Source organism: Williamsia maris, from assembly GCF_024171815.1.
Lineage (GTDB): Bacteria > Actinomycetota > Actinomycetes > Mycobacteriales > Mycobacteriaceae > Williamsia_A > Williamsia_A maris.
This window is the reverse complement of record NZ_JAMTCJ010000004.1, coordinates 473,507-486,784: the sequence shown is the minus strand read 5'-3', so window position 1 is coordinate 486,784 and position 13,278 is coordinate 473,507. Positions and strand designations below refer to the sequence as shown.

The 13,278-nt window shown below is 68.6% G+C and carries 14 protein-coding genes; 10 read left to right on the top strand and 4 right to left on the bottom strand.

Annotation, left to right across the window (positions count from 1 at the left end):
• The 4 genes from LX13_RS20935 to mptB form a co-directional block, all read right to left on the bottom strand.
• On the bottom strand, positions 1-993 hold the full coding sequence (locus tag LX13_RS20935; RefSeq protein WP_253663252.1) for a COX15/CtaA family protein: 993 nt from the start codon (positions 991-993) through the stop codon (positions 1-3).
• A 78-nt stretch (positions 994-1,071) separates the two neighbouring features.
• A complete protein-coding gene (locus tag LX13_RS20930; protein WP_253663251.1) occupies positions 1,072-1,866 on the bottom strand; it encodes an ABC transporter permease in 795 nt (264 codons plus the stop codon).
• On the bottom strand, positions 1,863-2,804 hold the full coding sequence (locus tag LX13_RS20925) for an ABC transporter ATP-binding protein (RefSeq protein ID WP_253663631.1): 942 nt from the start codon (positions 2,802-2,804) through the stop codon (positions 1,863-1,865). The genes LX13_RS20930 and LX13_RS20925 overlap by 4 nt, the downstream gene beginning before the upstream one ends.
• Positions 2,805-2,930: 126 nt before the next feature.
• Positions 2,931-4,751 (bottom strand): polyprenol phosphomannose-dependent alpha 1,6 mannosyltransferase MptB, encoded by a 1,821-nt coding sequence (gene mptB / locus LX13_RS20920; RefSeq protein WP_253663630.1) that lies wholly within the window; start codon positions 4,749-4,751, stop codon positions 2,931-2,933.
• 264 nt (positions 4,752-5,015) lie between these two features.
• Between mptB and LX13_RS20915 the strand changes: the two genes are divergently transcribed.
• The 10 genes from LX13_RS20915 (at position 5,016) to LX13_RS20870 (ending at position 13,275) form a co-directional block, all read left to right on the top strand.
• Positions 5,016-5,837: a helix-turn-helix transcriptional regulator gene (locus LX13_RS20915; protein WP_253663250.1), complete on the top strand. Its 822-nt coding sequence runs from the start codon at positions 5,016-5,018 to the stop codon at positions 5,835-5,837.
• Positions 5,834-7,306, top strand: a complete 1,473-nt coding sequence (gene sufB, locus LX13_RS20910) for a Fe-S cluster assembly protein SufB (RefSeq protein WP_253663249.1) — start codon at positions 5,834-5,836, stop codon at positions 7,304-7,306. The genes LX13_RS20915 and sufB overlap by 4 nt, the downstream gene beginning before the upstream one ends.
• A gap of 11 nt (positions 7,307-7,317) precedes the next feature.
• Positions 7,318-8,511, top strand: a complete 1,194-nt coding sequence (gene sufD, locus LX13_RS20905; RefSeq protein ID WP_372500018.1) for a Fe-S cluster assembly protein SufD — start codon at positions 7,318-7,320, stop codon at positions 8,509-8,511.
• A 72-nt stretch (positions 8,512-8,583) separates the two neighbouring features.
• Entirely contained in the window at positions 8,584-9,357 is a 774-nt protein-coding gene (sufC, locus tag LX13_RS20900) for a Fe-S cluster assembly ATPase SufC (protein ID WP_253663248.1), read from the top strand.
• A gap of 45 nt (positions 9,358-9,402) precedes the next feature.
• A complete protein-coding gene (locus LX13_RS20895; RefSeq protein ID WP_253663247.1) occupies positions 9,403-10,707 on the top strand; it encodes a cysteine desulfurase in 1,305 nt (434 codons plus the stop codon).
• The gene (gene sufU, locus LX13_RS20890; protein ID WP_253663246.1) at positions 10,704-11,165 is read left to right on the top strand and encodes a Fe-S cluster assembly sulfur transfer protein SufU; all 462 of its coding nucleotides are present in this window, start codon (positions 10,704-10,706) and stop codon (positions 11,163-11,165) included. The genes LX13_RS20895 and sufU overlap by 4 nt, the downstream gene beginning before the upstream one ends.
• Before the next feature lies 1 nt (position 11,166).
• Complete coding sequence (locus LX13_RS20885) at positions 11,167-11,523, top strand: metal-sulfur cluster assembly factor (RefSeq protein WP_253663245.1); 357 nt, start codon at positions 11,167-11,169, stop codon at positions 11,521-11,523.
• 112 nt (positions 11,524-11,635) lie between these two features.
• Entirely contained in the window at positions 11,636-12,043 is a 408-nt protein-coding gene (locus tag LX13_RS20880) for a DnaJ family domain-containing protein (RefSeq protein WP_253663628.1), read from the top strand.
• Positions 12,044-12,121: 78 nt separating this feature from the next.
• A complete protein-coding gene (locus LX13_RS20875; protein ID WP_253663244.1) occupies positions 12,122-12,832 on the top strand; it encodes an SDR family oxidoreductase in 711 nt (236 codons plus the stop codon).
• Positions 12,829-13,275 carry a MarR family winged helix-turn-helix transcriptional regulator gene (locus tag LX13_RS20870; protein WP_253663243.1) on the top strand — a complete coding sequence of 149 codons (447 nt, stop codon included), beginning with the start codon at positions 12,829-12,831 and terminating at the stop codon, positions 13,273-13,275. Before LX13_RS20875 ends, LX13_RS20870 begins: the two co-directional genes overlap by 4 nt.
• The last annotated feature ends 3 nt before the right edge of the window (positions 13,276-13,278 follow it).

Genomic DNA, 13,278 nt, shown 5'->3' with positions numbered 1-13,278 from the left:
TCAGGCGTGCAGGCCGGGTGCCTCGGTCGGTGACGCAACCGCGTCGGTCGACGGCGTCATCGCCTGACGGGGTCGCATCGCGACCCGCAGCGCGGCGGTCGCGGCGACACACGCCCCGGCGCCGGCCACGTGCATGACCACGAGCACCTCGGGAACCCCGGTGAGGTACTGGGTGAGGCCGATCAGTCCCTGGGCCAGCACGAGCGCCACCAGGACGTAGAGACGGCGTCGCAGGCGGACGGGTGCACCGACCGCCGCGAGCCCGAATCCCAGCGCGACCACCAGGGCCAGGTACGCGATCATCAGCTCGGCGTGCGCGTGCACCAGCGTGGTGATCTCGATCGCCAGCCGGGGGACCGGCTTCTCGACACTCTTGTCCCCGGCGTGCGGTCCGGCGCCGGTGACCATCGTGCCGGCCACCAGCAGTGCACTCATCACCACGGCACTGAGCGCGGCCAGCCAGCGCAGCGGGTCGGGCACCTGCTTCAGCGCCTCGCCGTCGTCGGGCTCGCGGACCTTCTCGAGCAGCAGCACCGACAGCCAGACCATCCCCATCGACACCAGCAGGTGGATCGCGACGGTCCACCAGAGCAGGCCGGTGAGCACGGTGAGGCCACCGAGAACGGCCTGCAGGACCGTCGAGAGCGGCATCAGCCACGCGTAGAAGCGGACCTCGCGGCGACGGTTCGCGCGGGTGACGGCCAGGACGATCAGAGCCGCGGTGAGGACCACCGCGAACGTCAGCATCCGGTTGCCGAACTCGACCGCGGTGTGGATGGCGGCCACCGACGCGTGCGGCTCGGGGGTGAAGCTGCCCGGGAAGCACTGTGGCCACGTGGGGCAACCGAGGCCGGACGACGTGACCCGCACGATCGACCCGGTGACAGCGATACCGGCCTGCGAGAGCATCACCGCGATGGCGATGCCGACCTGTACGCGTCGGGAGGGGAGTGGGAGGTGATTCACCAGCCGGACGAAACCGCGATACAACACGGCTTCGATGCTATAGACCCCGGTGAGAGCGCATCACCAACGCGTCGGTGTACCCACGTGATCCTGGCCACGCGGCCTTCAGGTGAAGCGGAAATACCGCACGGCGGCGGCCCCGGCGACGACACCCCAGGCGATGAGCACGCCGAAACCCACGTAGTCGACGGACTGCTCGCCCGCGCGGTGCAGGATCTCGCTCAACGCCCCCGAGGGGGTGCACCGGGCGATCCAGCGGACGGCGGTCGGGACACCGTCGCCGATGACGACCAGGCTGCCGACACCGATGAGCACGAACCAGATGACGTTGGCCAACGCGAGCACGATCTCGGCCCGCAGCGTGCCGCCGAGCAGCAACCCCAGCGCGGAGAACGCCATCGTGCCGATCGCGATGGCGACGGCACCGAGGAGCAGCCCCGGCACCGACCAGTTCCATCCGAAGGCGACGCCGATGAGGCCGATGATGATCGCCTGCAGCACCACGACGATCGCGACGGCGATCGACTTGCCCGCGATGACGCCCCAGCGGGGCAGAGGGGTGGCGCCGAGTCGTTTGAGCGCGCCGTAGCGGCGGTCAAAGCCGACCGCGATCGCCTGGCCGGTGAACGCGGTCGACATCACCGCGACCGTCATGATCGCGGGGACGAACCGGTCGGCGCGGTTCTCCTCGAAGGTGCCGATCGGCAACAGGCACAGACCGATCAGCAGGGTGACCGGGATGAAGAGCGTCAGCAGCAACTGCTCGCCGTTGCGCAGCAGCAGGATCAGCTCGATCCGCGACTGGGCGAGAAGCATCCGCAGGACCGGCGCCGGGCGCGGATCGGGGGTGAACTGGCCCGGGGTGAAGTGGGAGGCCCGTGAGGCCGCGGGGGTGGTCATCCGCGCAACTCCCGTCCGGTCAGGTCGAGGAAGACGTCCTCGAGGCTGCGTGTCTCCACGCGGAGGTCAGTGGCGAGCACGTTGATCTTGGCGCACCACCCGGTCACGGCGGCGAGCACCTGGGGGGTGACCTCGCCCGCCACGAGGTAGGTGCCGGGGTTGACCTCCGAGACGCGGTAGCCCTCGGCGAGGATCGACACGAGCAGGGTCAGGTCGAGTCCGCGGGGTGCGCGGAAACGCAGTTCGTTCTCGGCGCCACGACTGGTCACCTCGGCGGGTGTGCCGTGCGCGACGACGCGGCCTTTGTCGATGATGATCAGGTCGTCGGCGAGTTGTTCGGCCTCGTCCATCAGGTGGGTGGTCAGCAGCACCGACACCCCGTCGGCGCGGAGCCGATCGATCAACTCCCACACCAGGATCCGCGCTGCGGCGTCCAGTCCGGCGGTCGGCTCGTCGAGGAACACCAACTCCGGACGTCCGACGATGGCGCACGCCAGGGCCAGTCGCTGCTGCTGCCCACCCGACAGACGGCGGTAGGAGGTGCGGGCGGCGTCGACGAGCCCGAGGGTCCGCAGCAGCCAGTCGGGGTCGATCGGGTTGGCCGAGTAGGCGGCGCACAGTCGCAACATCTCGCCGGCGCGGGCGCCCGGGTAGGCGCCGCCGCCCTGCAGCATGACCCCGATGCGGGTGCGCAGGCGTTCGTTGTCGGCGACCGGGTCCAGACCCAGCACGCGGACCTCGCCGGAGTCAGGGACACCGAACCCCTCGCAGATCTCGACCGTCGTGGTCTTGCCCGCACCGTTGGGACCGAGGAGGGCGAGCACCTGCCCGCGCTGGAGGTCGAGGTCGAGACCGTCGACCGCGGTCAGGTCGCCGTACCGCTTGACCAGCCCGCGGATCTGCAATGCGGGCGCGTCGGCACCGGGTCCGGTGTGCACGGAACCGCTCCCGTCGGCGGGCGGCGCGGCGGCCGGGCGACCGAGGGGACTCTTCACAGGGCCCAACACTATTCGTCGGCGGCCTCGAGTCGCCAAACGGACCTGCGTGGACGGCGGTGTCGCCGATCAGTCCCCGGGGGTCGCGGTCGCCGGCTCGCGGGCCGGCGCCGCCTCGGTGGGCCCGGGAGGCGGTGGTCCGACGTCGTCGTGATCGACGGTCGGCGGGGCGTCGCCGGTCTTCTGCCAGGGCATCTTCTCGAAGAACACGGCGGTGAGCACAGCGGTGAGGAAGATCGACGCGACGATCGCCTCCGCGAGTTGGAAGCCGCGCGTGCCCGCCCCTGTGGGCAACACCACCACGGCGATGATCGCCGAGACGGCGATCGCGACGAGGCGGAACCACCGACCGGTCGCCCACGCGGCCAGCGGGATGACCGCCCAGAGCAGGTACCAGGCCTGTACGAACGGGAACAGCAGCACGAACGTCGCCATCGCGATCCCGAGCGCACCGAGCGGATGAAGTCGGCCGGCCAGGGCGGCGAGCAGCCATCGGATGATGAACAGCCCCGCGATGACCTGCCCGATGGGGCGCGCGACGTCGAGCATCGCCTGGGTGTGGTCGCCGAGTCCCATCAGCACGCCGACCCGACCACCGGTCACCGACAGCAACGTGGGCATCGACATCCACGACCGGACCACTCCGCCGGTGCTCAGCGTCGACGTCCAGCCGAAGCCCAGGCCGGTGCCGAGGCAGATCGAGACGACCACGACCACGAGGACGGTCACCAGCACGGTCGCGGACGCGGCGAGCGCGATCACCGACTGTCGGGAGCGCGCCCACCACTGCGAGGGCGGTGCGTGGCGCAGTGCGGGCAGGGTGGCACCCCAGCGCAGGGCGAGGGCGATGCCGACGAAACCGAGGGCCAGCAGCGAACTGATCTTGATCATCGCCGAGGCCGCGATGATCGCCGTGCCCGCGATCAGCAGCCATCCGGACGGACTCGGCAGGACCGTCCCGACCCGTCGGAGTCGGTGGGTGCCGTAGATCGCCCGGAAACACAGCTCGAGGCCGGCGAGCATCAGTCCCAGCATCAGGGCCTCGTTGTGGATGCCGCCGACCAGATGCAGGATCAACAGCGGGTTGAGGGCGCCGAGCCAGAGCGCGGCGGTCGGCGACACCCCGCAGCGGCGGGCCAGGCGGGGCAGCGCCCAGACGATGAGCGCGACGCCCACCAGTGCGAGCACGCGGTGCAGCAGGATCGCGGTGGTGAGGTTGTCGCCGGTGATGGCGGTGATGTTCTTGCCGAGCCACAGGAACAGCGGTCCGTACGGCGCCGGGGTGTCACGCCACAGATTGGGCACCGACCGCGTCAGCACGTCGCCGACCCCGAGGCCGCGGACCGGGCTGACCTTGTAGGGATCCATCCCGCGGTAGGCGATCGCGCTCTGCGCGAGATACGAGTAGATGTCCTTGCTCAGCAGTGGGGGCGCCAGGATGATCGGCGTGATCCACAGCAGCAGCGTGCGATCGGCCTGCCGCTGCGTCATGCGGCGTCGGGGTGTTTTGCCGCCCATCACCTCGACGTTGAGCCGGCCGACCGCGAAGCGCCCGAGCAACAGCCAGGCCAGTACCAGGATCAGGGTGCCGCCGATGGACAGCGTCAGCGCGACCGGCCACATGCGCGAGGGCAGCGACAGCAGCCGGACCCCGGCGATGGGGTTCTGCAGGACGGGGACGGCGCCGGTGCCCAGCGAGCCGATCAGGATCAGGATCGACCCGACGGCCCCGAAGACGCGGACGCGGTTGAGACGACGGTTCTCGTCCGGCTCGAGGTCGCCCACCTCGGGCTCGTCACCGTGCAGGCGGGCCATGGTGACGCCGTAGTCGCCGGTGTCGTCGACCGCGGGCGTCGCCGACCGATGCCGTAACCCCAGGTAGGTCAGCATGGCGCGGACGCGGGCCCGGACGCCGGTCACGGCGTCGGGATCGGTGGTGTCGACGCTCCCTGCGTGCGCAGGCAGCTCCGCGCGAGGTGTGGGATCGGGCACAAGACAAGACTGTAATCGTCTTCGGCGACGCGGGTGGTCGGGCGCGTGTGCAGGTCTTTCCGCGGTGTTCGGGTATCGATGGTCATGCGGTCCCGGCCGTGGTCAGAGCAGGATAGGTAACCCTTGCTGGCATGCGGTGTCCAATTAGGTGACACTTGTGTTGTGAAATCCACTCAGGACGGTTCTGCCGTGTCCGTCGACGCCGGTGCTGCACCGGTGTCGGTGTCACACGACGGTCAGACCCGCACCGCGGTGGTGGCCTTCCTCGTCGAGCACGGACCGGCCACCGCCGGTGACATCGGTGAGGAGCTGGGCATGAGCGCGGCGGGTGTGCGCAGGCACCTCGATGCTCTCATCGCCGGCGGCGAGATCCGGGCGTCGGCGGTGTCGACGCGGTATGCGCGGCGCGGTCGCGGACGTCCGGCCAAGCAGTTCCAGCTCACCTCCATCGGACGCGGCAAATTGCACCACGCCTACGACGACCTCGCCGGGGCGGCGATGCGTCGCCTGCGTGACGTGGCGGGCGACCAGGCGGTCCGTGACTTCGCGGCCGACCGGATCGACGCGATCGTGTCCGACGTACCCGGGAACACCGCGGGCGATTCCGATCCCGACGCCGTGATCGAGACCGCCGACCGGATCGCGGTCGCCCTCACCGCCGCGGGCTTCTCCGCCAACACCCGACGCGTCGGCGCCGGTGTGCAGATCTGCCAGCACCACTGCCCGGTCGCCCATGTGGCCACCGAGTTCCCCGAACTGTGCGAGGCCGAGACCGCCCGGTTCACCGACCTCCTCGGCACGCACGTGCAGCGCCTGGCGACCATCGCCAACGGTGACTGCGCCTGCACCACCCACGTGCCGCTCGCGGTGGCGTCTCCGGCCGAACCGGCCGCCGACGACTCCCGCAGCACGATCGACAGCCCGTCGGGATCCGATGCACAGCTCGCATCGGCCACCGGCACCAAACGAGAGGATTCTCGATGACAATCACCGATCCCCAGACCGCCGCGACGGGAACGACCGTGCTGCCCACCGGCACCACGCCGCTGACGCAGGAGGAGACGATCGACTCGTTCGGCTCCTACGGATACGGCTGGTCCGACTCCGATGTCGCCGGTGCGAGCGCCAAGCGCGGCATCAACGAGGCCGTCGTCGCCGACATCTCGGCCCGCAAGAGCGAGCCCGAGTGGATGCTGGCCGCGCGCCTCAAGGCGCTGCAGACCTTCGGCAAGAAGCCCATGCCCACCTGGGGTTCGAACCTCGACGGCATCGACTTCGACAACATCAAGTACTTCGTGCGCTCCAGCGAGAAGCAGGCCGCCACGTGGGACGACCTGCCCGCCGATATCAAGAACACCTACGACAAGCTCGGCATCCCCGAGGCCGAGAAGCAGCGGCTCGTCTCCGGTGTCGCGGCGCAGTACGAGTCCGAGGTCGTCTACCACTCGATCCGAGAGGATCTCGAGGCCCAGGGCGTGTTGTTCCTCGACACCGACACCGCGCTCAAGGAGCAGCCCGAGCTGTTCCGCGAGTACTTCGGCACCGTCATCCCCGCCGGTGACAACAAGTTCTCCGCGCTGAACACCGCCGTGTGGTCGGGTGGCTCGTTCATCTACGTCCCGCCGGGCGTCCACGTCGACATCCCGCTGCAGGCGTATTTCCGCATCAACACCGAGAACATGGGTCAGTTCGAGCGCACGCTGATCATCGTCGACGAGGGCGCCTACGTGCACTACGTCGAGGGCTGCACCGCGCCGATCTACAAGACCGACTCGCTGCACTCCGCGGTCGTCGAGATCATCGTCAAGAAGGGTGGTCGGTGCCGCTACACGACCATCCAGAACTGGTCGAACAACGTCTACAACCTGGTGACCAAGCGCGCCAAGGCCGAGGCCGGCGCGACGATGGAGTGGGTCGACGGCAACATCGGCTCCAAGGTCACCATGAAGTACCCCGCGGTGTGGATGACCGGTGAGCACGCCAAGGGCGAGGTGCTCTCGGTGGCGTTCGCCGGACCCGGCCAGCACCAGGACACCGGTTCGAAGATGGTGCACCTCGCGCCCAACACGTCGAGCAACATCGTCTCGAAGTCGGTCGCCCGTGGCGGCGGTCGCGCGTCGTACCGCGGTCTGGTCCAGATCAACAAGGGTGCGCACGGATCGCGATCGACGGTCAAGTGTGACGCCCTGCTGGTCGACCAGATCAGCCGCAGCGACACCTACCCCTACGTCGACATCCGCGAGGACGACGTGACGATGGGCCACGAGGCCACCGTCTCCAAGGTCAGCGACGAGCAGCTCTTCTACCTGATGAGCCGCGGACTGACCGAGGACGAGGCCATGGCCATGGTGGTCCGCGGGTTCGTCGAGCCGATCGCCAAGGAGCTCCCGATGGAGTACGCCCTGGAGCTGAACCGGCTCATCGAGCTGCAGATGGAAGGATCCGTCGGTTGAGTACCGAGAACATCACCCCGGACACCGCCGGCGTCGTCGGCGCTGTTCGCGGGGAGAACGTCCACCCGGTCACCAACAAGGGTGAGCTGTTCACCTCGTTCGACGTCAACGCCTTCGAGGTCCCCGGGTCGCGCGACGAGGCATGGCGTTTCACGCCGTTCCGTCGCCTGCGCGGTCTGCACAACGGCGAGGCCACGGCCAGTGGCACGGCGACGGTCTCCGTCGAGGGTGCCTCGGACGGCGTGACCGTCGAGACCGTCGATCGCGACGACACGCGCCTCGGTGACGGCGGCGTCCCGTTCGACCGGATCGCCGCGCAGGCGTTCTCGTCGTTCACCTCGGCCACCGTCATCACCGTCGGCCGCGAGGTGGAGGTGGCCGATCCGGTCACCGTCACCATCACCGGTCCCGGTGAGGGACAGGTCGCGTTCGGGCACACCCAGATCCGTGTCGAGCGCTTCGGGCGGGCCGTGGTCGTCATCGATCAGGCCGGCAGCGGTACCTACGCCGAGAACATCGAGTTCGTGGTCGCCGACGGTGCACATCTGACCGTCGTCAACCTGCACGACTGGGCCGACGACACCGTGCACGTCGCCGCCCATCATGTGCGGCTCGGTCGCGACGCGACCATCCGGCACTTCGCGATCAGCCTCGGTGGCGACCTGATCCGTCTGTCCCCGCTGGTGCACTACGACGGCCCGGGCGGCGACGCCGAGATGTGGGGCCTGTACTTCGCCGACGCCGGACAGCATCTGGAGCAGCGACTGCTGGTGGACCACTCGCAGCCCAACTGCAAGTCCAACGTCGTCTACAAGGGTGCGCTGCAGGGCGATTCGAGCAACCGTGCCCGCGAGGCACACACGGTGTGGGTCGGCGACGTGCTGATCCGCGCGGAGGCCGAGGGCACCGAGACGTTCGAGGTCAACCGCAACCTGCTGCTGACCGACGGCGCGCGCGCCGACTCGGTGCCCAACCTGGAGATCGAGACCGGCGAGATCGTCGGCGCCGGCCACGCCAGCGCCACGGGACGATTCGACGACGAGCAGTTGTTCTACCTACAGGCTCGGGGCATCCCCGAGGACCAGGCACGACGACTGGTGGTCCGTGGTTTCTTCGGCGAGGTCATCGCCAAGATCGGCGTGCCCGAGATCCGCGAGCGACTCGAGGCGGCCGTCGAGGCCGAACTCCAGATCGCCGGTGCCTGAGATGTCTCGGGCCTGACGGGCTCCGCGCCCGCACACACTTCGCACGACTACGACCAAGAGGACTGAAACACCGTGGCAAAACTCGAAATCCGTGACCTGCACGTCAACGTCACACCCAAGGACTCCGACGCGGAGCCCATCGTCATCCTCAAGGGTGTCGACCTGACCGTCGAGTCCGGTCAGACCCACGCGATCATGGGGCCCAACGGTTCCGGCAAGTCGACGCTGTCGTACGCGATCGCCGGTCACCCGAAATACCAGGTGACCCAGGGGACGATCACCCTCGACGGTGAGGACGTCCTGGCGATGACCGTCGACGAGCGTGCACGCGCCGGGCTGTTCCTGGCCATGCAGTACCCGGTCGAGGTCCCCGGCGTCTCGATGTCGAACTTCCTGCGCACCGCGGCGACCGCGGTCCGCGGCGAGGCGCCCAAGCTGCGCCACTGGGTCAAAGAGGTCAAGGAATCCCTGAGCGAGTTGGAGATCGATCCCTCGTTCGTCGAGCGGTCGGTCAACGAGGGCTTCTCCGGTGGTGAGAAGAAGCGTCACGAGATCCTGCAGCTGGGCATGCTCAAGCCGAAGATCGCGATCCTCGACGAGACCGACTCCGGCCTCGACGTCGACGCGCTGCGGGTCGTCTCGCAGGGTGTCAACAGCTACCGCGAGCGCGAGAACGGCGGCGTGCTGCTGATCACGCACTACACGCGGATCCTGCGCTACATCAAGCCCGAGTTCGTCCACGTCTTCGTCAACGGTCGTGTCGTCGAGTCCGGCGGCCCCGAGCTCGCCGACGAGCTCGAGGAGAACGGCTACGTGAAGTTCACCAGCGCGGCCGCGGGCGCCTGAGCGTTCGCCCCACGGACCGCTCGCATTCTCTCGGGAGGTGATCGCATGACCACAACCGTCGCGACCGAATCGCCGGTCGACGCCCTCGACGTGGAGCGGCTCCGCGCCGACTTCCCGATCCTGGCCCGGACCGTGCGTGATTCGAAGCCCCTGGTCTATCTCGACTCCGGGGCGACCTCGCAGCGTCCGTTGCAGGTGCTCGACGCCGAACGGGACTTCCTGACCACCTGCAACGCCGCCGTGCACCGGGGCGCGCATCAGCTGGCCGAGGAGGCCACCGACGCCTACGAGGACGCCCGCGAGATCATCGCCGGCTTCGTGGGCGCCGAGACCGACGAGATCGTGTTCACCAAGAACGCGACCGAGTCGCTCAACCTCGTCGCCTACACCCTCGGGGACGACCGATCGGGCGCGTTGTTCGGCGGGAAACCGCTCGGACCCGGCGACACGATCGTCGTCACCGAACTCGAACACCACGCCAATCTCGTTCCGTGGCAGGAACTCTGCCGCCGGACCGGGGCGACGCTGCGTTGGTACGGCGTCACCGACGACGGTCGTGTCGACCTGACCTCGCTCGACCTCGACGACTCCGTCAAGGTCCTGGCGTTCACGCATCAGTCCAATGTGACCGGCGCGGTCACCGACGTCGACGAGATGGTCCGCCGCGCCCGCGCGGTCGGAGCCCTCGTCGTCCTCGACGCCTGCCAGTCGGTTCCGCACATGCCGGTCGATTTCGCCGCGTCCGACGTCGATTTCGCCGCCTTCTCCGGGCACAAGATGTTCGGTCCGTCGGGCGTGGGTGTGCTCTACGGCAAGCGCGCGTTGCTGGCCGAACTGCCCCCGTTCATCACCGGCGGATCAATGATCGAGACCGTGTCGATGGAGGTGTCGACCTACGCCGACCCGCCGCAGCGGTTCGAGGCCGGCGTCCCGATGACCTCCCAGGTCGTCGGACTCGGCGCAGCAGTCCGTTATCTGCAGGCCATCGGGATGGACGCCATCGCGTCGCATGAACGTGTCCTCGTCGGGCACGCGCTCGCCGCGCTCGGCGCGATCCCGGGCGTACGGATCATCGGTCCCACCGACACGACGAACCGCGGGGGAGCGGTGGCGTTCCTTGTCGACGGCATCCACGCGCACGACCTCGGCCAGGTCCTCGACGACGAGGGTGTCGCCATCCGCGTCGGGCACCACTGCGCGTGGCCGCTGCACAAGCGACTGGGGGTCGCGGCCAGCGCGCGCGCGTCGTTCGCCGCCTACAACACCACCGCCGAGGTCGACGCGCTCGCCGCGGCCATCGTCACCGCACAGGAATTCTTCGGAGTGACTGCGGGAACGGGGCAGCGATGAGAATGGAACAGATGTACCAGGAGGTCATCCTGGACCATTACAAGCACCCGCACGGTCGCGGACTCCGTGAGCCGTACGGCGCCGAGGTGCACCACGTCAACCCCACGTGTGGCGACGAGATCACCCTGCGTGTCACGCTCTCCGACGACGGCTCGTCGGTCACCGACATCTCCTACGACGGCCAGGGCTGCTCGATCTCCCAGGCCGCGACGTCGGTGCTCTACGACCAGGTGGTCGGCATGGACATCGCCGAGGCGCTGGCCACGGTCGGCTCGTTCAACGACATGATGACCTCACGCGGGAAGGACGAGGGCGACGAGGACGTCGTGGGCGACGGCATCGCCTTCGTCGGCGTCAGCAAGTACCCGGCCCGCGTCAAGTGCGCGCTACTGGGCTGGCTGGCCTTCAAAGACGCTCTCGCACAGACCGTTGCACTGCAGTCCGCGGAAAGGAACTGACATGACCGACACCACAGCACCGACCGGCGAGGTGGCCACCTCCCTGCCCAGCCTCGACGACATCGAGGAGGCCATGCGCGACGTGGTCGACCCCGAGTTGGGGATCAACGTCGTCGATCTCGGGCTCATCTACGGCATCGACGTCGACGCCGAGGCCGTCGCGAAGATCGACATGACCCTCACCTCGGCGGCCTGCCCGCTGACCGACGTCATCGAGGACCAGTCGCGCGCCGCGGTCGTCGGCAGCGGCCTGTGCACCGAACTGGTGATCAACTGGGTCTGGCTGCCGCCGTGGGGACCGGACAAGATCACCGACGACGGACGCGAGCAGCTCCGCGCGCTCGGCTTCACCGTCTGACCCTCGTCGATCGGCGGTGGATCCTCACACCGGCCCCGAGCGGCCCACCCACCCTCCCGAGGCGTCGGACCCGGACGCGAGGTCGGATCTCGACGCGAGACGTGCGCGCAGGCTGCGGCGTTGGCAACGGCCGCCGGTACCGGAATCCCGTGTCGACCGACTGATACGGGAAGCCCGTGAGCGGGGCGATTTCGACGACCTGCCCGGTCTCGGCAAGCCGCTGGATCTGCGGGGTCTCGACGACCCGGACTGGTGGGCCAAGAAGAAGATCCGGGACGAGGGGCTCGATTCGTCGGAGTTGCTACCGGCCACGTTGCAGTTGCGGCGCGAACGCCAGGAGTATCCGGAGTCGTTGCGCGACATACGCAGCGAGGAGTCGGTTCGCCGCATCCTCGTCGATTTCAACCGCCGGGTGAAGCGAGAACGACTGGCGCCGTCGCTGGGCCCGTCCTCACGCATCGTCGTGCCCACCATCGACGTCGAGGACATGGTCGAACGGTGGCGGGCACTTCCGCGCTAGTCGCCCCGGTCGCCGATGTTTGGTGGCGCCCTTTTAGTTGTAGTGGTAACAATGGTTGTTGTGACTACAACTGATTTGGTGTCGGAAGCACCCCCTCGTCCGCTCGACCGCATCCTGTTGATCGGGGCCTCCCGCGGCCTGGGTCTCGCACTCGCCGACGAATGGTCCGGGCTCGGCAGGCACGTGGTGGCCACCGTGCGCGGTTCCTCGCGCACGCCGCTGCACGAGCTCGCGGACCGCGATGACCGCGACGTCGAGATCGAGACCGTCGACATCACCGCGCCCGACCAGATCGCTGCCCTGCGTGATCGCCTGTCCGGGCGCACCTTCGACCTCCTGTTCATCAACGCCGGTGTGACGAACGAACCCGATGGGACGGTCGCCGAGACCACCGACGAGGAGTTCACCCGGGTGATGATCACCAACGCCCTGAGCCCGTTGCGCGTCATCGAGGCGCTGGCCGACCTGGTGGAGCCCGACGGCACCATCGGCGTCATGTCGTCGGGACAGGGGAGCGTCACCAACAACGTCAACGGAGGCCACGAGGTGTATCGCGGCAGCAAGGCGGCGCTCAACACCTATGTGCGCAGTTACGCCGCACGGCACGTCGGCGACCGGCGATCGCTGGTGCTGATGGCGCCGGGGTGGGTACAGACCGACCTCGGTGGCAGCGAGGCACGTCTGACCGTCGACGACTCCATCCCGAATGTCGTCACGACGCTGGACTCGCTGTCCGGATCGACGGATCTGCGCTACGTCGACTACCTGGGACGTACGGTGCCGTGGTGAGTGATCCGACCGAGCGGGACCACGGGGCCTGGACGCTGATGTACCGCTACGTCGAGGCGCAGAACCGCCGCGGCGCACTCGCCGAGGCTCTCGGGTTCCGATTGGGTGGTGGTCGGGGCAAGGTCCTGTTCCAGCTGCGCGATCGACCGATGACGCTGCGCGAACTCGCCGAGGCCAACAACGTCGACGCGCCGTACGCGACGCTGATCGTCGACAAACTCGAAGCGCACGGACTCGTCGAGCGGCGCCCGCACCCCGACGACCGGCGACGCAAGCTCGTCACTCTCACCGCGGCCGGTCATGACGCCATCGCGACGGCCGACGCGATCCTCCTGCGGCCGCCGTCGTCGGTCTCGGCACTCACCTCCGACGAACTCCGACAGCTGGCCGACCTGATCCGCCGCCTGCTCGACGCCGAGGGCGACACCGCCGTGCGTGACTGAAGG